The following is a 22713-nucleotide window of genomic DNA, read 5'->3' as shown; positions in this document are numbered from 1 at the left end:
TTTTTGACCCTAATATCATCTGAATTATAGCACAACCTTTATTTTTGTGCCAGAGGAAAGATTGGTGAAGTGGCGCTGCTGAGAATGAAGAGAGTAGTAATGTGGATAATGTGGAAAAGCAAAAATGTAAATGATTATTGGAAACTTGAAAAACAACGATTTTGGGCGAAGAACATAGAATTTATGTTAAGAAAACTGTCGAATTATGTTAAATGATTTATACACATATAAATCCACAATAATGGGAGACATAAAATGTGTATAACCATGTGGATAATGTGGATAAGTGCAAAAAAGAGGAAAAAAACACAGGCAGAGAATGTGGAACAATTTGTTTATAACTTTGGGATAAATACACCGCCAATTGAAAAAGTGATTCTGAATTTGGAGTAAAAAAGAGACCGCCGGATATGAAATCCTGACGGTCTCCTGATTTTTTATTTACCTAAAAGCTGTTCGCCGATAGTTACCACGTCACCGGCTCCCATAGTGATAAGCAGATCGCCTTCCTGGCAGTTGGAGAGAAGAAAATTCTCGATCTCATCAAAAGTCGGGAAGTATTCACAGGGAGTGCCAAGTTCCTGGATTCTCTTCTGAAGATCTGCGGAAGAAATACCCAGATCATCGGTTTCTCTTGCTGCATAAATATCGGCTACAACTACATGGTCAGCCAGAGTAAGTGCCTTGGCAAATTCCGGCAGAAGTGCTTTGGTACGGGTATATGTATGAGGCTGGAATACGCACCATACTTTATTGTGAGGATAGTTGTGGGCTGCGTTTAAGGTAGCTTCGATTTCTGTAGGGTGATGTGCATAATCATCAATAATAGTAACACCTGCCACCTGGCCTTTATACTGGAAACGGCGGTCAGTACCGGTAAAGCTTCCAAGACCCTTGATAATCACATCTTCGGAAAGTCCCAGAAGATGTCCCAGGGCAATTGCTGCCAATGCATTAGATACATTATGGATACCCGGTACCTTCAAATAATAACTTCCTACTTTTACACCATGACGAAGAACAGAGAAAGAAGCGTGACCATATTTATCATAGGTAATATCCCCTGCCTGATAATCTGCATCCTGTTCCAGACCATAGGTGATCACATTGCAGGGAAGGTCGCGGATGATCTCTTCGTATCTGGGCGTGTCTGCATTAATGATCAGAGTTCCGTCAGCAGGAAGAAGCTGGGCAAAACGGCGGAAGGAATGACGGATATCATCAATATCCTTAAAAAAGTCCAGATGATCGGCATCTATGTTCAGGATAATACTGATTTTTGGAAAAAAGCTCAGGAAGCTGTTGGTATATTCGCAGGCTTCTGTGACAAAGGTTTCAGATTCGCCTACACGGATATTGCCTCCGATGGCAGGGAGAATGCCACCCACACTGATGGTAGGATCGCAGTTTCCCTCCAGGAGAATGTGGGATACCATGGAAGTGGTGGTTGTTTTACCGTGAGTTCCGGAAATGGCAATGGGAGTTTCGTAATTGCGCATGATCTGTCCCAGAAGTTCTGCACGGGTAAGCATTGGCAGTCCCTTTTGTACTGCGCAGGCATATTCCGGATTATCCGGATGAACGGCAGCAGTGTAAACTACCAGTTCTACCTGATCACTGATATTGGAAGCGCGTTGACCGTAGTAAATAGTAGCACCTTTTTTCTCCAGTGCCTGGGTCAGAGGGCTGGACTTGGAATCGGAACCTGAGATAATGAAATTCTCTTCGAGAAGAATCTCAGCCAGACCGCTCATACTGATTCCGCCGATGCCAATGAAATGGATATGCAGCGGTTTATGAAAATCTATCTGATACATAATATGGTTCTCCTTATTTTGGTTTGGGCTTATTATACTCCCGGAAAGGAAAAATGAAAAGTCTTTCAGTTATATCTTTTTTGTGATGGTAAGGATATAGCAAAAAAATACAAAAAAACAGATAAATATATAGAAAAAATGCATAATAAATATAAGAAAAACCGAAGCGTGTCAAAAAAAGGCGTATACAATAGCTCTAAAAATAGTAAAAAACAGAAAGAAAAATTGTAAAAAATGTTCACTAACTATAGGAAGTGTGGTATAATGAGAAAATCATAACATACAAGAGGTGATTGCATGATAAAGAAAGAAATGATAGCCATGCTTTTAGCTGGCGGCCAGGGCAGCAGGCTGGGCGTACTGACAGAGAAAGTAGCAAAACCTGCAGTTGCTTTTGGCGGAAAGTATCGTATCATAGACTTTCCTTTAAGTAACTGCATTAACTCGGGTATCGATACAGTAGGCGTATTAACACAGTATCAGCCGTTGAGGCTTAATACACATATAGGTATTGGTATTCCGTGGGATCTTGACAGAAACGAGGGTGGTGTAACTGTACTTCCCCCATATGAAAAAAGTACAAGCAGTGAGTGGTACACAGGAACGGCCAATGCGATCTTTCAGAATATGGATTACATGGAACAGTATAATCCGGACTATGTCCTGATCTTGTCCGGTGACCATATTTATAAGATGGATTATGAGGTGATGCTTGATTTTCACAAGGCAAATAAAGCAGATGTGACAATCGCCTGTATGCCTGTACCTATGGAGGAAGCAAGCCGTTTCGGTATTATGGTGACTGATGATATGGGAAGGATCACCGAGTTTGAGGAGAAGCCGGAGAATCCAAGCAGTAATCTTGCGTCCATGGGTATTTATATTTTCAGCTGGCCTGCACTGAAGGAGGCACTGGTCTCTCTGAAGGACCAGAATGGCTGTGATTTTGGAAAGCATATTCTTCCCTATTGTAAGGAAAAAGGTGAGAGACTTTTTGCTTATGAATATAACGGATATTGGAAGGATGTAGGGACTCTTGGATCATATTGGGAAGCCAATATGGAACTGATCGATATTATTCCGGAATTTAATCTTTATGAAGAGTTCTGGAAGATTTATACAAAAGGGGATATTATTCCGCCTCAGTACATTTCAGCAGAGGCTGTTACAGACAGGTGTCTTATAGGTGAAGGTTCTGAGATCTATGGTGAAGTACATAATTCTGTGATTGGCCCTAATGTTGTTATTGGAAAGGGTAGTGTGATCCGTGACTCCATTATTATGCGCAATTCCGTGGTGGGAGAGAACGTACAGATGGACAAAGCGATTATTGCAGAAGATGTTATTATAGGTAATCATGTTGTCCTGGGCTGTGGAGAGGAAGCCCCCAATGTGGCAAAGCCGGCAGTTTATGCTTTTGGAATTGCCACTGTAGGTGAACGCAGTGTGGTTCCGGACAATGTGAAAATTGGTAAAAATACTGCTATATCAGGCGTGACTACCCCGGAGGATTATCCGAATGGAGAACTGGCAGGCGGACAGGTGATCACAGCAAAGGATGGTGACGGGAAATGAGAGCAATAGGTATTATTTTAGCGGGTGGCAATAATAACCGCATGAGAGAATTATCAAATAAGAGGGCAATTGCAGCTATGCCCATTGCCGGAAGCTATCGAAGTATTGATTTTGCGTTGAGCAATATGGCGAGCTCTCATATTCAGAAAGTGGCAGTGTTGACACAGTACAATGCCCGATCTCTGAATGAGCATCTGAGTTCTTCCAAATGGTGGGATTTTGGCAGAAAACAGGGAGGACTTTTTGTATTCACACCTACGATTACCAAGGAAAACAGCCTCTGGTATCAGGGCACTGCAGATGCAATCTATCAGAATCTCCAATTCCTGAAAAGCAGCCATGAGCCCTATGTGGTAATTGCGTCCGGTGATTGTGTCTATAAGATGGATTACAATAAAGTGTTGGAATATCATATTGCAAAGAGGGCAGATGTTACAGTGGTATGCACTACTTGTGAGGATCCGGCGGAGATTGAGCGGTTTGGTGTACTCCGTATGAATGAGGACTGCAGGATCGAGGAATTTGAAGAGAAGCCCATGGTGTCTTCTTATAATACAATTTCAACAGGAATCTATGTGATCCGCCGCAGACAGCTGATTGAGCTGATCGAGAGAGCTGCTTTGGAGGGACGCCATGATTTTGTAAAGGATATTCTTATCCGTTACAAAAATCTGAAGAGAATCTATGGATATAAGATTGATTCTTATTGGAGTAATATTTCTACAGCAGAAGCTTATTATAAAACAAATATGGACTTTCTGAAGCCGGAAATCCGTAATTATTTCTTTAAACAGGAGCCAACTGTGAAGACAAAGATTGATGACCTGCCTCCGGCAAAATATAATCCGGGTGCCCAGGTGAAGAACAGTCTGGTGGCCAGTGGATGTATTATCAATGGTACAGTTGAGAATTCTGTTCTTTTTAAAGATGTCTTTGTGGGAAATAATTGTGTGATCAAGAATTCTGTTATTCTGAATAATGTATATCTGGGAGACAATACACATATTGAAAACTGTATTGTGGAAAGCAGAGACACGATCCGTGCCAACTCCTATTACTGTGGTGAGGGAGAAGTAAAAATCGTTGTAGAGAAAAACGATCGTTATGTATTGTAAATCAGATTTAACCGAATCAAGTAGCGAAGCGGATGATTTTATCCGATTGACTAATGAAAGAAAAACCGTCAGAAATGTCTGGCAGATTGAAAGGAGCAAGTAAACATTATGAATATCACTGATGTGCGTGTGAGGAAGGTGGCAAAAGAAGGAAAGATGAAGGCCGTTGTGTCTATTACCATAGATGATGAGTTTGTGGTACATGATATTAAGGTGATTGAGGGCGAAAAAGGCCTGTTTATTGCTATGCCAAGCCGAAAGGCAGCAGATGGAGAATACAGGGATATTGCCCATCCGATTAATTCCGGAACCCGTGACCGGATTCAGACTATCATTCTGAGCAAATATCAGGAAGCTATACTGGCTGAGCCGGAAGAGGAAGCTGTTGCTGCAGAGGAATAAATAAAAGAATAATTGCTTTGGAAAGACTGTTGTGAGGAGATGAAATATCAATCACAGCAGTCTTTTTATACGGTAAATATTACATATTTATTACAAAAATTAAGGAAAAGTGTTGATTTTTTTACGGTTTATGTTATACTTACCTTCAGAAAAACTTGAAAGGTGATTTGTTTATGAAAAAAAAGATTATTTCATTGCTGTTGGCAGGGCTGTTTGTTCTTTCTAATATAACAGTTACATATGCCACAGAAGGTGAAATTGCAGATATGCAGGCACAGAAACAGCAGGCAGAGGCAGGACTTGCCCAGGCTCAGGCTGATATCAGTGCAATGGAAGGCAAGAAACAGGAGCTGGAGGATTATCTTTCAGATTTGAATGTGCAGTATGAGGAGCTTACCAATGTGATCTCTGATCTGAGCGTTCAGGCAGGTGAAAAAGAAAACCAGTTAAAAGATATTCAGAAGAAATTAAAGAAAGCCCAGAAAGCTTCTGATAAGCAGTATGAAGATATGAAGCTGCGTATTCAGTATATGTATGAAAATGGAGGAACTACAGCACTGCAGACATTGCTTTCTTCCAAAGATCTGGCAGAATTTCTCAATACTGCAGAGAGTGTTTCAAAGATTTCCCAGTATGACAGAAATATGCTTGAGAAATATGAGAATCTTCAGGAGACTATTAAGGAGCAGAAAACGGCAGCCCAGGAAGAGAAAACAGCCATTGACAGTCTTCTTGCGGAGCGTTCCGCTAAACAGCAGGAAGTGCAGGAGCTGGCTGCAAGCACCAGTGATAATATTTCTTCTTATATCGCACAGATCAGTGCCAGTCAGGAGGAGGCAGCAGCACTGACAGCTCAGATCAACAGTGCAGACAATAGTATTGCACAGCTGATCCAGCAGGCAGAGGCGGAAAAAGCAGCCCAGGAAAGAGCTGAGGCAGAAGCGGCAGCTGCGGAGGAAGCTTCCGGTGAGGAGGATACCACTGAAGAAGATGCTGCAGAAGATACAGTGGGTTATGAGGAAGATACCACAGAGGAAAACTATACAGAGGAGAACGATGAAAGCCAGGAATCCGGAGAGGATACTTCAGATGCAGAGGAGTCTTCAGAAAGCACAGAGGACAGCTCAGATGCTTCAGAGGATCAGTCTTCTTCAGAAAGTACGAATTCCGGACAGGGTAAGTATCTTGGGAATTTCACTCTGACAGCCTATTGTAATTGTGCGCAGTGCTGCGGTACAGCAGGTAATCTGACAGCCAGCGGAACTGTTCCCGCAGCCGGACGTACTGTTGCTATGGCAGGAGTTCCTTTTGGCACTCAGCTTCTGATCAATGGAAATGTGTATACAGTAGAGGATCTGGGAACTCCCTACGGACATGTAGATATCTTCTTTGATAATCATTCAGATGCTTTAAGCTTTGGACTTCAGTCTGCAGAGGTTTACCAGCTGAACTAAGGAGACGGATATCATGAGAATCTGCGGATTTAATAAAACAACTTTGCTGGATTATCCGGGAAAGGTAGCCAGTACCATATTTTTGGGAGGATGTAATTTTCGATGTCCCTTTTGCCAGAACAGTGTACTGGTGTTGCATCCGGAGGAACAGCCGGATTATGCCAGAGAGGATATCCTGGCTTTTCTGAAAAAACGGAAAGGGATTCTGGACGGAGTATGTATTTCGGGAGGAGAGCCCACATTGGCTGCAGACCTGGAAGAATTTTTGAGACAAATCAAAGATCTGGGATATCTGATCAAACTGGACACCAATGGTACCAGACCGGAGGTGGTAAAGCATCTGGCAGAATCAAAGCTCATTGATAAGGTTGCTGTTGATATTAAAGCCGGGCCGGATCATTATTCCAGATTAGCCGGGGTTTCAGCTCCGGCAATGGACAAAGTCAGAGAAACAGTGGATTTTTTGCTTCATGGACAATTAGATTATGAGTTTCGGACCACTGTGGTAAAAGAGCTTCATACTGAGGAGGACTTCCGGGAAATCGGACAGTGGCTCAGGGGCGCAAAGGAATATTATCTCCAGGCATATAAGGACTCTGACGGAGTCCTTAAGCCTGGATTTGAAAGTTATACCCTGGCGGAATTGCAGGCCTTTCAGAAGATTTTAAAAGAGACGATATCCTTAGTGGAAATCCGGGGGATAGACTGAGCGATACCAATATCCGCCTTTGGAATGAGGAAGCTGGATCTGACTGCTTTCCCGGAAATAAGAGAAGCCAAATATGCCTGCCATAAAGCTTTCCTGTTGATTGTAGCATCCGGGGACACCTAGGATATATTGTTCCTGGCAGGTAATGCCCAGCAGCAGATGCCCGAAATTATAAAATCCGTATTGTATGAAACGGTTATTCCGGAGGGAGTTATGCTGCGATGGAAAATGCCGCAGGTCGTTTAACTGGATTTTCCAGGCATTGGTAAGCCAGCCGTCTGTAAAGGGTACGAAAGAATCCTGAAGTGAATAGGGAAAGGATACAGTGGATTCCTGAGGAACAGCCCATTGGGAGGAAACCGTCTGTTCTGTGCTTTGCTGGGTCAGAACTACCGGGGACTCAGGTAGTTCTTCGGACTGTTCTTCAGACTGTTCGGCTGTCGCAACGTTCGGTTCGGACTGATGATCAGTTTTTATTTCTCGGAAATCTTCTGGACGGATAGGCAGGTCATCCCATTGGGTGCCTAGAAAGCTTCCGGATTCTGTGAGGAAAAGCATTCCGTTTAACTGATCCAGAGATATTCCGGAAGCGTTCATGCTGGCAGAATCTGTTTCAATGAAACCCTCAATAGCATCTGGCCTGGTATTCAGGATTTCCAGAAGGATGCCATTCATCAGGCCATCCTTGCGGACAAAACCGTAAATTTTACACGGCAGGTCTGCCGGGAGTCCCGGGCAATGCAGATGCAGCTCTATTCTACATTGCTGTTCCCGCTCTTCGACTTTGATAAATCCGCAGTTGTTTTCTTTTTTTCCTTTCAGATATTCATATACATATGCAACAAAACGCCGATATCCGGACATGAAAAAACCTCCATGCTCATTGATTCAGTAATGTATATGTAATTCATGAGAAAATATTCGAAAAAAACAAAAAAATAAAAAACTTGAAAAAACTTGTTGACAAAAGAATAAAATACTAATATAATAGTTTTTGCATTAGCGAAGCGTGGCTCAGTTTGGTAGAGCGCTGCGTTCGGGACGCAGAGGTCGTGGGTTCGAATCCCGTCGCTTCGACTGCATAGAAGAAAGCTTGAAGACATTATGTGTTCAGGCTTTTTTTGCGCTCGAAATCATTGACAAAACAGGGGGTGAGCAGGTGACGGAACAGGAAAAATTTATGAAAGAAGCCATACGTCAGGCAAAAAAGGCAGAGGCATTGGACGAAGTTCCCATTGGTTGTGTGATTGTTTATGAGGGGAAAATCATAGCCAGAGGATATAACAGGAGGAATACGGACAAGAATACTTTGTCTCATGCGGAATTGAATGCAATCCGCAAGGCCAGCAGAAAGCTGGGAGACTGGCGGCTGGAAGGATGTACTATGTATGTAACTCTGGAACCCTGCCAAATGTGTTCAGGGGCCTTGGTGCAATCCAGGATCGACGAAGTGGTGATTGGTTGTATGAATGCCAAGGCGGGCTGTGCTGGTTCTGTGATGAATCTTTTGCAGATTGATGGATTTAACCATCAGGTAAAGATTACCCAGGGCGTTTTGCAGGAAGAGTGTTCAACTATGTTGTCTGATTTTTTCAAAAAACTCAGGGAACGGAAAAAAGCAGAAAAAGAAAGGAGCAGGAGAGAAAATGAAAAACAGTATTCATGATATGACATCGGGAAATCCGGTAAGCCTTATTATTAAATTTATGATTCCCATGTGTCTGGGTAATCTTTTTCAACAGTTTTACAATATTGCAGACTCCATTGTTGCCGGTAAATTTATTGGTGTAAATGCACTGGCTGCTATTGGAAGTACAGGCTCTTTGATGTTTTTTGTAACCGGCTGGCTGAATGGTCTGAGCAGCGGGTTTGCCATTATTGTGGCTCAGATGTTCGGGGCGAAAAAGTATGACAGAATGCGTCATTATGTGGCAATGTCTGTTTATCTGATGGTTCTTTTTTCTTTGACAATGACTGTTGGTTTTGGAATTGCCAATAAGCCCATCCTTCGCCTGATGAATAGCCCGGATGAAGTATTTGGGGATGTAAGTGCATATATGAGGATTATTTATGCGGGCCTGCTTGTTACAGGAGCCTATAATACACTGGCTGCTTTTCTGCGGGCATTGGGGGATTCAAAATCTCCGCTGTATTTCCTGATCATTTCCGCAGTGATCAATATTATTCTGGATATTGTGTTTATAGTATATCTGGGAATGGGAGTAGAGGGCTGTGGATATGCGACAGTGATTGCCCAGGGGATATCCGCTGTTTGCTGCCTTATATATATTATTAAACGTTTTCCCCTTCTTCATTTGCAGAAGCCGGATTTTGAAATTGCATGGACAAGCTTTGGAAAGCTTATGAAACTGGGAGTTCCTATGGGACTGCAGTTTTCCATTACAGCAATTGGAACGATTATTGTGCAGGGTGCCATCAATATATATGGTCCGGTGTATATGGCTGGCTTTTCTGCTGCAGGTAAGATTCAGAACCTTTTTTGTACTGTATTTACTTCTTTTGGTGCGACGGTTGCCACTTATGTGGGACAGAATCGTGGTGCCGGAAAGATAGACAGGGTAAAACAAGGGGTAAAATGCACGCAGATTATGATTCTGGCCTGGAGTGTTATGGGAATGATCCTGTTGTTTTTCTTTGGCAGGTATCTGACTTATCTGTTTGTAGATCCGTCAGAGGAGGCTGTTGTGCAGGCTTCGGTTACTTACTTCAGAACAGTATTCTGGGCATATCCATTTCTTGGAAGTATTTTCCTGTACAGAAATACATTGCAGGGAATGGGATACGGCCTGGTACCTATGCTGGGTGGTGTGTTTGAACTGGTAGCCAGAGCCGGTATTGTAGTAGTTGTGGCAGGTCATGCTTCTTATGCAGGGGTATGCCTGGCGGATCCGGCAGCATGGCTGGCTGCTCTGATCCCTATAGTACCTTATTATTTTTATGTTATGAAAAAATATAAAAATGTACAGTCTGTAAAAGCTGTGGAGATGTAGAAAAAACAGCATCCGGAATTCTGAATGCAAAATTCCGGATGCTGTTTTTATATAAAGATGATTATATTCTTTTTTTGCGCGCCGCACCTCGGAATGGTCTCACAGACGTTACCTCTACAGTTAACTCAGTCCAGGCACCCTCACGGCACACAAGAGCTTCTGCTTAGTGCTGCTGCATTCCTGCCCTGACACGGTTCACAGATTCCTGTTGCGTAAGACCCAAACGTCAACGCCACTTATAGAGGGCAGCTCCACAAGATACAAGCCTCAGATTGGCATCACCCCTGCTGTAGCGGATTGCAGGTACAGGGCACCGCTATCTCCCCGGCTGCGCGGAATTTATTATATAGTCTGGAGAACATTTTGTCAATACATTCAGGGCAAGTTACAGAAAATTCTGGAACGCTATTGTGTGAAAAAGGGAAATATTATATAATATTGAAAGTATATGCGGTCTACTGTTTCTGTGATCATACAGGAATTTAACCGAATCAGCTGCAAAGCAGTTATTGGGTTATGGGCAAGTAGCAAACAGGATGATTTTATCCACTTGACCAGTAGGGATGCAAGAAATGGAGGATACTATCATGATTAAAAGAATTGGTATGCTTACCAGCGGTGGCGACTGCCAGGCTTTAAATGCAACTATGCGAGGCGTTGTTAAGGGATTGTCCAATAGTGTGGATGAACTGGAAGTCTATGGATTTGATGATGGATATAAGGGACTGATCTATGGAAAGTACCGTATGCTTACATCAAAAGATTTTTCCGGCATACTGACTCAGGGAGGTACTATTCTGGGTACTTCCAGACAGCCGTTTAAGATGATGCGTGTTCCGGATGAAAAGGGACTGGATAAAGTTGAGGCTATGAAGCAGACGTATTATAAGCTTTGCCTTGATTGCCTGGTTATCCTGGGAGGTAATGGTACGCAGAAGACAGCCAATCTTCTTCGTGAGGAAGGGCTGAATATTATTCATCTTCCGAAGACCATTGATAATGACATTTATGGCACAGATATGACTTTTGGTTTCCAGAGTGCAGTTAACATTGCGACCAATGCCATTGACTGTATCCATACCACAGCTTCTTCTCATGGCCGTGTGTTTATTGTAGAGATCATGGGACATAAGGTTGGAAGCCTTACTCTTCATGCAGGTGTGGCCGGTGGTGCAGATATCATTCTGATCCCTGAGATTCCTTATGATATCAAGAAGGTTACCGAAGCAATCCAGAAACGTGCGAAAGCAGGCAAGCGTTTTACTATTCTTGCAGTTGCTGAGGGTGCGATTTCCAAAGAAGATGCAGAACTTCCGAAAAAGAAATACAAAGAAAAACTGGAAGTAAGAGCAAAGAAATACCCATCTGTATCCTATGAAATCGCAGATCAGATTTTCCAGGAGATTGGAAGCGAAGTGCGTGTTACTGTTCCGGGACATACACAGCGAGGCGGAGAGCCCTGCCCTTATGACCGTGTTCTTTCCACCAGAATCGGTGCAGGAGCAGCCCAGGCTATTGTGGATGGAGCTTACGGTGTGATGATCGGTGTGGTTAACGGCAAGATCAAACGTATTCCGTTGGAGGAATGTGCAGGCAAGCTGAAAATGGTTTCTCCGAAAGATCAGCTGGTACTTGCTGCCAAGCAGATCGGTATCAGCTTTGGAGACTGATTCTGACTGTATGGTTTATCAGAAATGTTATAGAACAGGAGTGAATTCATGAGTTATACTGCCCTTTACAGGAAATTCAGACCAGATAATTTTTCGGATGTTAAGGGTCAGGATCATATAGTAACTACCCTGACAAACCAGATTAAACATAACCGTATTGGTCATGCCTATCTGTTCTGCGGGACCAGAGGTACAGGTAAAACCACAGTAGCTAAGATCCTGGCAAAGGCAGTGAACTGTGAGCATCCTGTGGATGGAAGTCCCTGCAACCAGTGCGCTATGTGCAAGGCAATCCAGGCGGGAACTGCCATGAATGTGATAGAGATCGATGCTGCCTCCAATAATGGTGTGGATAATATCCGTGAGATCAGGGAGGAGGTATCCTACCGTCCCACAGAGGGAAAATATAAAGTCTACATCATTGATGAGGTTCATATGCTTTCCACAGGAGCGTTCAACGCTCTGCTGAAAACACTGGAGGAGCCGCCCTCTTATGTGATCTTTATTCTGGCAACAACAGAGGCGCACAAGATTCCTATTACGATCCTGTCCAGGTGTCAGCGATATGATTTTCACAGGATTACCATAGATACCATTGCATCCAGATTGGAAGAACTTCTGAATATTGAGGGAGTAGAGGCAGAAGAGAAGGCAGTCCGGTATGTTGCCAAGGCCGGAGATGGCTCTATGCGAGATGCTCTCAGTCTGTTGGATCAGTGTATTGCCTTTTATCTGGGACAGACCCTGACCTATGATAAGGTTCTGGAAGTCCTGGGAGCCGTGGACACAGAGGTATTCAGCAAACTCCTTCGGCGAGTGATCCAGGGGGATGTGACCGGTTCTATCCATATTCTGGAGGAGCTGATTGTAGGCGGCAGAGAATTAGGACAGTTTGTAGGGGATTTTACATGGTATATGCGAAATCTGCTTCTTGTAAAAACTTCCGAGGAACCAGAGGAGGCTATAGATGTTTCTTCTGAAAATATGAAGCTTCTGAAAGAAGAGAGTACAATGCTGGATGTGGAAACACTGATGCGTTATATCCGTATTTTTTCAGATCTGTCAAACCAGATCCGTTATGCTGCCCAGAAAAGAGTTCTGGTGGAGATTGCCTTGATCAAGCTATGTCGTCCTGCAATGGAGACAAACCTTGATTCGGTGCTTGATCGCCTGAGAGTATTGGAACAGCGTATGGATGAGAGACCGGTACAGCAGGTGATCGTTCAGAGCAGTGGGGAAAAAAGATCAGATATAGCAGGAGCGATCCCTGAAAACCATCAGGCTGCACCTGCTAAGGCAGCTCCGGAGGATCTGCAGAAAATCGTAGCCGGATGGAGAACAATTGTGGGACAGACTACAGGAATGTTTAAGCAGATGCTGCAGAAATCTGTGCCGAAGTACAACGGAGAGACAGGAGAATCTGTTCTGTATGTAGAGTTTCAGGATTTTCTGGGACAGACTTATGTGGATAATCCGGAAGCAGTGAAAGAATTGCAGGATATTATTGCAGCACAGACAGGAAAATCCGTAGAGATCCAGATGCTGGTGGCCAATAAGCATCAGCATACTAACCTGGCACAGGTAAGCGTAGATCAGGCGATTCGCGAGAATATCCATATGGATATAGTTACAGAAGAGGATCCTGATGAATTAGAATAAAAATGAAAGTGAATGAAATTGAGGAGGATACCGCCATGGCAAAACGTGGAGGATTTCCGGGCATGGGTATGCCGGGAAATATGAATAATTTAATGAAGCAGGCGCAGAAAATGCAGCGCCAGATGGAAGAGAACCAGAAAGCGCTGGAAGAAAAGGAATTTACAGCTGCTGCAGGCGGCGGAGCTGTAGAAGTGACTATTTCCGGTAAAAGAGAAGTGATAAAGGTAAAACTGCAGGAAGAGGTTGTAGATCCTGACGATATTGAAATGCTGGAGGATCTGATCGTGGCAGCGACCAATGAAGCTCTTCGCAAGGTGGAAGAGGAATCCACAGCAGTGATGTCCAAACTTACAGGAGGACTGGGCGGACTTGGAGGAGGTCTTCCATTCTGATGGAATATTACAGCAGTCATATCAACAGGCTGATCGAGCAGCTTTCTCATTTGCCGGGAATTGGAGCGAAATCAGCCCAACGGCTGGCTTTTCATATTATGAATATGCCCAGAGATCAGGTTGAACAGCTTACTGCATCCATTGTAAATGCCAGAGAGAATGTGCAGTATTGTAAATGCTGTTATACGCTGACAGATAAAGAAATTTGTCCTATTTGTGCAAATCCCAAACGTGATCACTCTGTGATCATGGTTGTGGAGAATACCAGAGACCTGGCAGCTTATGAGAAAACGGGGAAGTTTGAAGGCGTTTACCATGTGCTTCACGGAGCTATTTCTCCTATGCTGGGAATAGGGCCGGATGATATCAAGCTCAAGGAACTGATGCAGCGCCTTACCAGAGATGAGGTCAAAGAGGTGATCATTGCCACGAACTCCAGCCTGGAAGGTGAAACCACAGCTATGTACATCAGTAAACTGATTAAACCTACCGGAATCAGAGTGAGCCGGATTGCCAGCGGAGTACCTGTAGGCGGAGACCTGGAGTATATTGATGAAGTGACGTTGCTTCGTGCCCTGGAAGGAAGAGTGGAACTTTGATGCAAAGGAGGGAGCCCTTTGGCAAAGAAAAAAGCAACATCTTCTGATGTGGCTAAAAAGGCTGGTGTGTCTCAGGCTACGGTATCTATGGTACTGAATAAAAAGTATAATGTTTCTTTTTCCAGGGAAACCGTAGAGAAAGTGGAGATGGCAGCCAGAGAATTGGGATATCAGCTTCCTGGCCGCAGAAACAAAAAAGAAAGTAAAAAGGACAGGCTGATCGTTGTATTTTGCCCTACCATTACCAATCCTTATTATGTATTGCTGTTACAGGGGATTGAGACAGTGGCGGATAAACAGGGGTATGGAGTTTTTATCTGTAATACCCAGAGAGACCCCAGGCTGGAGGAAAAATATCTGCGGATGATGCAGACACTGCAGCCTCAGGGAATTATCTACAGCTGCAATCCAAATCCGGATTTTCAGTTGCAGGTAGAGGAAATGGCACAGACAATTCCCCTTGTTATTATCAGTAACAAAGAGAAAACTACTACTGTAGATGCCATTAATCAGGATAATACCGTAGTGGGCAGACTTATGGCAAGACATTTGCTGGATCTGGGACACAGGGATGTGGCATTTATTACACCGCCACTGACAAAGAGACAATGGCAGAGAACCAAACGGGTGAATGGCTTTGTAAAAGAATATGAAAAAGAGGGGCTGAAGGATCATGTGATCATTAAGGCAGCAGATGAGTCCATAGATTCGCAGATCCCCAGAATGGATTCTGAATATTCTATGGGCTATGAGCTTACCATGGAACTTTTGCAGGAGGGGCGCCAGTTTACTGCTATTGCAGGACAGAATGATATGATGGCCATCGGTGCACTGGATGCACTGCATGAGGCAAAGGTGCATGTTCCCAGAGATGTGTCGGTGATTGGATGTGACAATATTTTTTATTCCGGGATCCGCAGGATCTCATTGACTACCATTGATCATTTTGTAGCACTTAAGGGACAGGATGCCTGCGATATCATAATCCGCAAAATTGATGCGAAGGAGCAGTTTCTTACAGACACAGCTCCTATCAGCCTGTATAATATTGAGTATACTCCTAAACTAATGGCAAGACGCACTACAGGTTATGCTCATGTCAGAAATAACCCTTTGGAAAAAAATAATTAAATATGTTTTCAAAAAATTATTATTAATAATGTAAAGGGCTGGTGTAAGAACTGATAAAAACTATTTCAAACATCTGCGCAGAATATCCCAGTCTGACATATAGAATTATCAGTTGAACAGAAATAATGCATAGGAACAGGTAGAAATTATTATTTATAAAAACATACATTATTAATACAAAAATTATTAATAAAATTTTATGGGGATTGACCTTTTCCGGAAGCTTGTTATAATGAAGTTATCAACAGAGAAATTCTGGATATCAACGTAATCAAGCAAAAAAACAGGAGGGTTTTTAAGATGAAATTTTTTATTGACACAGCAAAAGTAGAGGATATTAAAGCAGCTAATGATATGGGTGTGATCTGTGGCGTTACTACAAATCCATCTCTGATCGCAAAAGAAGGAAGAGATTTCAAAGAAGTAATTAAAGAGATTACATCTATTGTGGACGGACCGATCAGCGGTGAAGTAAAAGCTACAACAACAGACGCTGAAGGTATGATCAAAGAAGGACGTGCTATTGCAGCAATCCATCCGAACATGGTAGTTAAGATCCCTATGACAGTAGAAGGCCTGAAAGCAGTTAAAGTTCTTCATTCAGAAGGAATCAAAACAAACGTTACTCTGATCTTTTCAGCTAACCAGGCACTTCTGGCAGCAAGAGCAGGCGCTACCTATGTATCTCCGTTCCTTGGAAGACTTGATGACATTTCTACAAGAGGTGTAGATCTGATCCGTGAGATCGCTGAGATCTTCGAAGTAGCAGGAATTGAGACAGAAATCATCGCTGCAAGCGTAAGAAATCCAATCCATGTAACAGACTGCGCACTTGCAGGTGCTGACATTGCAACTGTTCCATACAATGTAATTGTCCAGATGACAAAACATCCTCTGACAGATGCTGGTATTGTGAAATTCCAGAACGACTATAAAGCCGTATTTGGTGAATAAGGAGAATTTATAATAATGGAAAAATTAGAACTTCAGAAAATTGCAAACGAAGTCCGCAAGGATATCGTTACAGCAGTACATGCTGCAAAAGCAGGACATCCGGGTGGATCTCTGTCTGCAGCAGATGTATTCACATACTTATATTTTGAAGAAATGAATATTGATCCTAAGGATCCTAAGAAAGCTGACCGTGACCGTTTTGTACTTTCCAAAGGCCACACAGCACCAGGATACTATTCTGCACTTGCAGAAAGAGGATTTTTCCCAAAAGAAGACCTGAAGACTCTTCGCCATCTGGGATCTTATTTACAGGGACATCCGGATATGAAGCATATCCCGGGTGTTGATATGTCCAGTGGTTCTCTTGGACAGGGAATTTCTGCAGCAGTAGGTATGGCACTTTCTGCTAAATTAAGCAACGAAAGCTATCGTGTATACACCTTATTAGGTGACGGTGAGATCCAGGAAGGCCAGGTATGGGAAGCTGCTATGTTCGCAGGCCACAGAAAACTGGACAACCTTGTAGTGATCGTAGATAACAATGGACTTCAGATCGATGGTAAGATTGACGATGTATGTTCTCCATACCCGATCGATAAGAAATTTGAAGCATTTAACTTCCATGTGATCAACGTTGCAGACGGAAATGATATGGATCAGTTAAAGGCAGCTTTTGATGAAGCTAAGGCTACCAAAGGAATGCCTACAGCAATCATTATGAAAACTGTTAAAGGAAAAGGCGTTTCCTTCATGGAAAACCAGGCCGGATGGCATGGCAAAGCTCCAAATGATGAGCAGTATGCACAGGCAATGGCAGACTTAGAAAAGGTAGGTGAAGCATTATGTCAGAAGTAAAGAAGATCGCAACAAGAGCAAGCTACGGTGCTGCGCTGGTTGAATTAGGTAAGAAACATGAGAACCTGGTTGTTCTGGACGCTGACCTTGCTGCAGCTACTCAGACAGGTATGTTCAAAAAAGAATTCCCGGAACGTCATATTGACTGCGGTATTGCTGAGTGCAATATGATGGGTATTGCTGCTGGTCTGGCTACAACAGGAAAAGTTCCTTTTGCCAGCACATTTGCAATGTTCGCAGCAGGACGTGCTTTTGAGCAGGTTCGTAATTCTATTGCTTATCCGAAGATCAATGTAAAGATCGGTGCTACTCACGGTGGAATCTCTGTAGGTGAAGATGGTGCTACCCATCAGTGCTGCGAGGATTTTGCTCTTATGAGAGTGATTCCTGGAATGGTTGTTGCCTGCCCTTCTGATGATATTGAAGCAAAAGCTATGGTAGAAGCAGCTTATGAGCATGTTGGACCTGTATATATGAGATTTGGACGTCTGGCAGCTCCTGTTATCAATGACAGACCAGATTATAAATTTGAATTAGGTAAAGGTATTGTTCTTCGTGAGGGAAAAGACCTTACCATTATTGCAAACGGTCTTTGTGTAGCTCCTGCCCTTGAAGCAGCAGAGAAGCTTGCAGCAGACGGTGTAGATGCAAAAGTGATCAACATCCACACAATCAAACCTCTGGATGAGGAACTTGTAGTTGCAGCTGCCAAAGAAACAGGTAAAGTTGTGACTGTAGAAGAACATTCTGTAATCGGCGGACTGGGCGGAGCTGTATGCGAATGCCTGTCTGAAAAAGCACCTGTGCCTGTAAAGCGTATCGGTGTAAATGATGTATTCGGAGAATCCGGCCCAGCAACAGCTCTTCTTGAGAAATATGGTCTGGATGCAGAAGGCATCTACAAACAGATCAAAGAATTTGTATAATTTAAGATTCCCTGTGTAATGGTATCTGCCAGTGAGATCACTGTAGATAGCCGGGTTGTCTGAAGCGTCAGTTGCTCTAGCATACCTGCAATGTTTACGATTCCTGTGATATGGATATCACCTACAGGAGGAAGTTCTTTTTGGACTCCGGCACCTGGGTAAAGTGCACCATCTGCGATGGTCACGTATCCCAGGTGCTTTTTTTGGCCCAGAGAGGCATCAATGGCAATGACAAGGCCCTGGGGATGATGGGTATGGATAAAGTCGGATGCCTTTTCCAGGTTCAGAGCATGCACAGGATGACACAGAGTTCCGTAGACATAAACTCCGTGTATTTCCTTCTGGCTCAGTTGATGACCAATATAAGGGCCCAGACAGTCGCCGGTTACACGGTCACTGCCGATACAGAGAAAGATCAGTTCAGACCATGGACCCGGATGATGGAGAATGCATTTTCTTAGAAGAAAGGCAATTTCGCTAGAGGATTCTTTTTCTTGTGAGTTTACATAAAACACCATAAAATTTCTCCTGTTTACTTGGGCTTTATTATTGTTTTTGACTTATATGTCTGTGAACAGAGAAATCAAGAAAGTCTCTGTCTGATTTATCATATCCTTAATGAATGCTATTTATGCATGATGCAAAATCTGTCGGTAAGTTTTTGGAGATTGCTCTTACAATCTGATAAAATCCGCAGTTTTTGTATGCTATTCTGATAGCCGAAGGGGTGATTTGGAAATGATAGAAGTAATTTATAAGGAGGAAAATCCAGATATACAAGAGGGGGAGGAAGGATTTTGCCTGCCCAGAAATATAAGGCAGATAGGAGTGGCAGGAGAAAAATACAAAATCTATATGGAGGATTATGTATATACATTTCTGATAAGGCTGGCCAGGACAGAAGAAAACCAGGAGGTACAGAAGGGAAGGGTTGCTGTACTTACAGGAGAAATAAAATGGAAGACAGGAACAGCATATCTGTTTGTCAGAGGAGCTGTTATGGCAGAAGATATGGAAGCTGCTGTGGATCATCTGGACTTTTCGATGCAGGTCTGGAAGCAGATTCACGAAGACCAAAAGAAATATTTTGAAGATCAGGAGATTGTTGGCTGGTTCTTTTCTCAGCCACGGATATCTATGGAGGCAACAGAGCTTCTGGAAAAAGTACATCTGAAGCATTTCGGAGGAGAAAAAGTATTGATGCTTATGGAACCTCAGGAAAGTGAAGATGCTTTTTTTCGTTATGAGAACAATACCATGATACGATTGGAAGGTTATTATCTGTATTATGAGAAAAATACCTGTATGCAAAATTATATGGTGGAGAAAAACGAGAAGCTTCAGTCGGATTTGACAGAAAAATATGAAGATAAGGCTGTGAAGGATTTCAGAAAGATCATTACGGAAAAAACACAGGAGGAAAAAGAAAAAAATACAGTTTCGGTTTTTTCCTATGCAGTGCCTGTGTGTCTGGCAATTGCTGTGCTGACGGTGGGAATGAATTTTTACAGGAATTTTCAGAATCCGGGATATCCTAAGGAGCAAAGTAAAACTGCGTCCTCTGTAATTATAGAAGAAATTACGCCATCACCAACCCCGAAGATAGAAAAGAAATCAGCAGATAACGAGAGGATAAAAAAGAAAACCATAGAGAGTAAGGGAAATGAAAAAAAGAAAGTTTCTGTACAACAGACTCCCAAACCAGCTAATCAGACAGGAGAAATCGATCAGTCTGATAAAACAGAGCAGATTTACAGAGAAGAGGCAGATACGAGAAAAGCACAGAAAAGAATGCGGGAGGAGCTGCAAAAGGAAAATGAAACAGCTGCTTCAGAATCTGTCCATGAATCTTATGTGATACAGCCGGGAGATACTCTTTTTCAGATCAGTCTGGAACGTTATGGTGATGCAAAGGAAATAAGCCGGATTTGTGCTTTGAATGGTATAAAAGAAGATGAAATCATTTATCCGGGACAAGTAATTGTATTACCTTAGATATATGTGTTATAATAAATTCTGGATTGTGGCAGCTGCAGATTGCAGAATGATCAATGATGATAGGTAAATGCGGAGTATGTCCGTTCGACTAAAATACTGCAAGGTAAGGATAAAAATGACAAATACAATAAAAAAAATGATGAGAAAACATAAAAAGAAAAAACTGGCTGCCGAAAAAGCAAGGCTTGCCAGAGAACAGGGAAGCACAGGTCGGGAGCATGGTGAAAATTCGCATAACGGCCACAAAAGAAGTATTGTGAAAAAAACTGTGCTCATAGCAGCGGTGATCGTGGCGGCTGTGACAGCTGTGACCATTTATGTGGAGAAACGAAGTTACCATAATTATAAGATAGTTAAATCCAGTGAACAGGAGGATGTGGTATCTACCAGCTATGTGGAAATGGATGGAGATATTTTGCGGTATAGCCCGGACGGAGTATCTCTGGTTTCAGATAGTATGGATACAATCTGGAGTGAAACATATCAGATGCAGAACCCTGTGGCTGATGTGAAAGGAAATCGTGCAGTAATAGCAGATAAAGATGGGACTACCCTGGAGATTTACGATAAATCCGGCAAAACGGGGAGCGTTACTACGTCCTACAGTATTATAAAAGCCAGAGTATCCCAAAGCGGTCTGGTTGCTGCGATTCTGGATGGAGGCGATGACACCTGGATTGATTTCTATAGTACAGACGGAAGCCTGATCGCAGAAAACCAGACAAAAGTAGATGATCCTGGTTATCCGCTGGATGTTGCCATTTCAGATGATGGGGTTATCATGATGGTTACTTACCAGTTTGTGGATGGGAATGATACGACCAGCTATGTGGCTTTTTATAATTTTGGGGATGTAGGACAGAATGAAGATGACCGTATTGTCAGTGGCTATAAATATGAAGGTGTGGTGATTCCCCAGATCCAATATCTGGAAAAGGGGCGCGCTGTAGCGCTTAAAGATAATGGATTTACTCTTTACCAGGGAAGCCAGATTCCCAAAGAAGGTAAAACGGTGGAAGTGGAAAAGGAAATTGTCAGCACCTTTTTCGATGATGATATGATAGGGCTTGTATTTAAGAATGACAATAAGGATAAGCAGTATACGATGGAAGTGTATTCTACAGATGGTAATCTGAAATTCAAACAGAATTTTAATATTCCGTATACTACAATTAAACTGAGCGGTGGGAATATTCTGATGTATAACAGTTCACAGATATGTGTAATGAACAGCAGAGGAGTTCAGAAATACATGGGATCAGTAGACGGCACCATTAAGGATTTCTTTAAGATTGGGTGGAACAGATATCTGCTCGTTCTGGACAGTGGTGTAGATGTGATCAAGCTGGGATAGGAGGAATAATATGAATATAACCTGGCCCGGTATTATTGCAATTGCAATTTTGATTCTGTCTTGTCTGCACGGTTACAGACGCGGATTGATCCGTGAAGTAGTTTCACTGATATGCGTAGTCCTGTCTATTGTTCTGGTATGGTTTATTAATCCATATGTGAACAGCTATATCCGCGAAAACACATCTATATATGAAACTATACAGCAAAACTGCAGCAAATTTGCAGAAGAAAAGGGGATAAAAGCTCAGACTGTGACAGAAGAAAGCCAGGAGAACGCCATATCTGATCTGGATTTTCCGGATCTGTTGTCCGGCGGGCTGACAGAGAATAATAATTCATCAGTTTATCAATATCTTTCGGTGAATACATTTTCAGATTATGTTGTTGGATACCTGGCACAAATTGTAGTAAATGGAATTTCCTTTTTGATCTCGTTTATACTGGCAACTTTGTTCATAAGATGTATTACCTGGGCTACAAATCTGATCGCCGGGCTTCCTGTAATCTGTGGGGTAAATAAAATTGCAGGGGGATTGCTGGGAGGCGTGAAATTTGTAATTATGGTCTGGATTTTGTTTTTAGTAGTTACCGTTTTGTGCAATACGAAACTGGGAGATACAGCCCTGAAGCTTATCATGCAGGATCCTTTGTTAAATTATTTGTATGATAAAGACGTTCTGATTAAAATCTTTATGAATATATTTTATGCAAAATAAATAAATAAAAAATAAATGTAAATAAATGTAAAAATGTGCTTGACGCAGACGAAAAACAATGGTATGATAAATCCGCTTCTGAATGAGGCGGATTTCTATTTTCTCAGAAACAAAATTGAAACTAAAAAAAGTTAAAAAAATTGTTGACAGAGATAAATGGATGTGATATTATATCAGAGTTGCTGATGCGAACTGTTGAAAAAGAACTTGAAAAAATAAATAAAAAAGTTCTTGACAATATAAAAATCAGCTGATATAATAAAAAAGCTGTCGCAAGACAGACAACCTTGATAACTAAACAGTGAAACACATACGATTCTCGAAAATTCTTTACACATGAGCATCGAAAGATGCGAATGCGGTTCGGTTCGTAA

The 22713-nt window shown here is 42.5% G+C and carries 21 protein-coding genes, 1 tRNA gene and 1 other RNA gene; 19 read left to right on the top strand and 4 right to left on the bottom strand.

Features of this window, described 5'->3' with window-relative positions; all coding sequences use genetic code 11:
- Nucleotides 1–437: 437 nt before the first annotated feature.
- On the bottom strand, nt 438–1817 hold the full coding sequence (murC, locus tag ACTNC6_RS09475) for a UDP-N-acetylmuramate--L-alanine ligase (protein WP_173742627.1): 1380 nt from the start codon (nt 1815–1817) through the stop codon (nt 438–440).
- Nucleotides 1818–2114: 297 nt separating this feature from the next.
- Here murC and ACTNC6_RS09470 point away from each other — a divergent pair, with 297 nt between their 5' ends.
- The 5 genes from ACTNC6_RS09470 to ACTNC6_RS09450 all read left to right on the top strand — a co-directional run bounded on the left by ACTNC6_RS09470 (nt 2115) and on the right by ACTNC6_RS09450 (nt 7072).
- The gene (locus ACTNC6_RS09470; RefSeq protein ID WP_173742626.1) at nt 2115–3392 is read left to right on the top strand and encodes a glucose-1-phosphate adenylyltransferase; all 1278 of its coding nucleotides are present in this window, start codon (nt 2115–2117) and stop codon (nt 3390–3392) included.
- Complete coding sequence (gene glgD / locus ACTNC6_RS09465; protein ID WP_173742625.1) at nt 3389–4507, top strand: glucose-1-phosphate adenylyltransferase subunit GlgD; 1119 nt, start codon at nt 3389–3391, stop codon at nt 4505–4507. Before ACTNC6_RS09470 ends, glgD begins: the two co-directional genes overlap by 4 nt.
- A gap of 108 nt (nt 4508–4615) precedes the next feature.
- The gene (gene spoVG / locus ACTNC6_RS09460) at nt 4616–4909 is read left to right on the top strand and encodes a septation regulator SpoVG (protein ID WP_019160558.1); all 294 of its coding nucleotides are present in this window, start codon (nt 4616–4618) and stop codon (nt 4907–4909) included.
- 173 nt (nt 4910–5082) lie between these two features.
- A complete protein-coding gene (locus tag ACTNC6_RS09455; RefSeq protein ID WP_441036723.1) occupies nt 5083–6363 on the top strand; it encodes a PcsB-like coiled-coil domain-containing protein in 1281 nt (426 codons plus the stop codon).
- Between the two features lie 13 nt (nt 6364–6376).
- Nucleotides 6377–7072, top strand: coding sequence for an anaerobic ribonucleoside-triphosphate reductase activating protein (locus ACTNC6_RS09450; RefSeq protein WP_173742622.1), 696 nt, complete (start codon nt 6377–6379; stop codon nt 7070–7072).
- On the opposite strand, the gene ACTNC6_RS09445 is transcribed toward ACTNC6_RS09450, so the two are convergent.
- On the bottom strand, nt 7046–7936 hold the full coding sequence (locus ACTNC6_RS09445) for a DUF6128 domain-containing protein (protein WP_441043945.1): 891 nt from the start codon (nt 7934–7936) through the stop codon (nt 7046–7048). The genes ACTNC6_RS09450 and ACTNC6_RS09445 overlap by 27 nt on opposite strands.
- Before the next feature lie 139 nt (nt 7937–8075).
- Between ACTNC6_RS09445 and ACTNC6_RS09440 the strand changes: the two genes are divergently transcribed.
- The 3 genes from ACTNC6_RS09440 to ACTNC6_RS09430 all read left to right on the top strand — a co-directional run bounded on the left by ACTNC6_RS09440 (nt 8076) and on the right by ACTNC6_RS09430 (nt 10083).
- Nucleotides 8076–8149: transfer RNA gene (locus tag ACTNC6_RS09440), tRNA-Pro, on the top strand.
- An 82-nt stretch (nt 8150–8231) separates the two neighbouring features.
- Nucleotides 8232–8738: a tRNA adenosine(34) deaminase TadA gene (gene tadA / locus ACTNC6_RS09435; protein ID WP_441036721.1), complete on the top strand. Its 507-nt coding sequence runs from the start codon at nt 8232–8234 to the stop codon at nt 8736–8738.
- On the top strand, nt 8719–10083 hold the full coding sequence (locus ACTNC6_RS09430; RefSeq protein ID WP_441036720.1) for an MATE family efflux transporter: 1365 nt from the start codon (nt 8719–8721) through the stop codon (nt 10081–10083). The genes tadA and ACTNC6_RS09430 overlap by 20 nt, the downstream gene beginning before the upstream one ends.
- 81 nt (nt 10084–10164) lie before the next feature.
- On the opposite strand, the gene ffs is transcribed toward ACTNC6_RS09430, so the two are convergent.
- Nucleotides 10165–10419, bottom strand: an RNA gene (gene ffs, locus ACTNC6_RS09425) — signal recognition particle sRNA large type.
- Between the two features lie 251 nt (nt 10420–10670).
- Between ffs and ACTNC6_RS09420 the strand changes: the two genes are divergently transcribed.
- From ACTNC6_RS09420 to ACTNC6_RS09385, 8 genes are all read left to right on the top strand, one after another.
- A complete protein-coding gene (locus ACTNC6_RS09420) occupies nt 10671–11753 on the top strand; it encodes a 6-phosphofructokinase (protein WP_441043944.1) in 1083 nt (360 codons plus the stop codon).
- A 48-nt stretch (nt 11754–11801) separates the two neighbouring features.
- Entirely contained in the window at nt 11802–13412 is a 1611-nt protein-coding gene (dnaX, locus tag ACTNC6_RS09415) for a DNA polymerase III subunit gamma/tau (RefSeq protein ID WP_441043943.1), read from the top strand.
- Nucleotides 13413–13447: 35 nt separating this feature from the next.
- Nucleotides 13448–13804, top strand: coding sequence for a YbaB/EbfC family nucleoid-associated protein (locus ACTNC6_RS09410; RefSeq protein ID WP_026076869.1), 357 nt, complete (start codon nt 13448–13450; stop codon nt 13802–13804).
- On the top strand, nt 13804–14403 hold the full coding sequence (gene recR, locus ACTNC6_RS09405) for a recombination mediator RecR (protein ID WP_173742617.1): 600 nt from the start codon (nt 13804–13806) through the stop codon (nt 14401–14403). Before ACTNC6_RS09410 ends, recR begins: the two co-directional genes overlap by 1 nt.
- An 18-nt stretch (nt 14404–14421) precedes the next feature.
- A complete protein-coding gene (locus tag ACTNC6_RS09400; protein ID WP_173742616.1) occupies nt 14422–15534 on the top strand; it encodes a LacI family DNA-binding transcriptional regulator in 1113 nt (370 codons plus the stop codon).
- A 300-nt stretch (nt 15535–15834) separates the two neighbouring features.
- A complete protein-coding gene (gene fsa, locus ACTNC6_RS09395) occupies nt 15835–16488 on the top strand; it encodes a fructose-6-phosphate aldolase (RefSeq protein ID WP_019160569.1) in 654 nt (217 codons plus the stop codon).
- A 15-nt stretch (nt 16489–16503) separates the two neighbouring features.
- Nucleotides 16504–17343 carry a transketolase gene (locus ACTNC6_RS09390; protein WP_019160570.1) on the top strand — a complete coding sequence of 280 codons (840 nt, stop codon included), beginning with the start codon at nt 16504–16506 and terminating at the stop codon, nt 17341–17343.
- Nucleotides 17331–18269: a transketolase family protein gene (locus ACTNC6_RS09385; RefSeq protein ID WP_019160571.1), complete on the top strand. Its 939-nt coding sequence runs from the start codon at nt 17331–17333 to the stop codon at nt 18267–18269. Before ACTNC6_RS09390 ends, ACTNC6_RS09385 begins: the two co-directional genes overlap by 13 nt.
- Here the strand turns inward: ACTNC6_RS09385 and yyaC are convergent.
- Nucleotides 18242–18787: a spore protease YyaC gene (yyaC, locus tag ACTNC6_RS09380; RefSeq protein WP_173742615.1), complete on the bottom strand. Its 546-nt coding sequence runs from the start codon at nt 18785–18787 to the stop codon at nt 18242–18244. The genes ACTNC6_RS09385 and yyaC overlap by 28 nt on opposite strands.
- A gap of 220 nt (nt 18788–19007) precedes the next feature.
- Between yyaC and ACTNC6_RS09375 the strand changes: the two genes are divergently transcribed.
- The 3 genes from ACTNC6_RS09375 (at nt 19008) to ACTNC6_RS09365 (ending at nt 22339) form a co-directional block, all read left to right on the top strand.
- Nucleotides 19008–20264 carry a LysM peptidoglycan-binding domain-containing protein gene (locus ACTNC6_RS09375; protein WP_441043942.1) on the top strand — a complete coding sequence of 419 codons (1257 nt, stop codon included), beginning with the start codon at nt 19008–19010 and terminating at the stop codon, nt 20262–20264.
- 118 nt (nt 20265–20382) lie between these two features.
- Nucleotides 20383–21621 carry a DUF5711 family protein gene (locus ACTNC6_RS09370; RefSeq protein WP_433845593.1) on the top strand — a complete coding sequence of 413 codons (1239 nt, stop codon included), beginning with the start codon at nt 20383–20385 and terminating at the stop codon, nt 21619–21621.
- A gap of 10 nt (nt 21622–21631) precedes the next feature.
- Nucleotides 21632–22339, top strand: a complete 708-nt coding sequence (locus ACTNC6_RS09365; protein WP_441043941.1) for a CvpA family protein — start codon at nt 21632–21634, stop codon at nt 22337–22339.
- Nucleotides 22340–22713 lie beyond the last annotated feature (374 nt).

Origin of the sequence: Blautia sp. HCP3S3_C4 (assembly GCF_052064095.1) — a bacterium.
Classification (GTDB): Bacteria; Bacillota; Clostridia; order Lachnospirales; family Lachnospiraceae; genus Blautia_A.
This window is presented reverse-complemented; position numbering and strand designations above follow the sequence as displayed.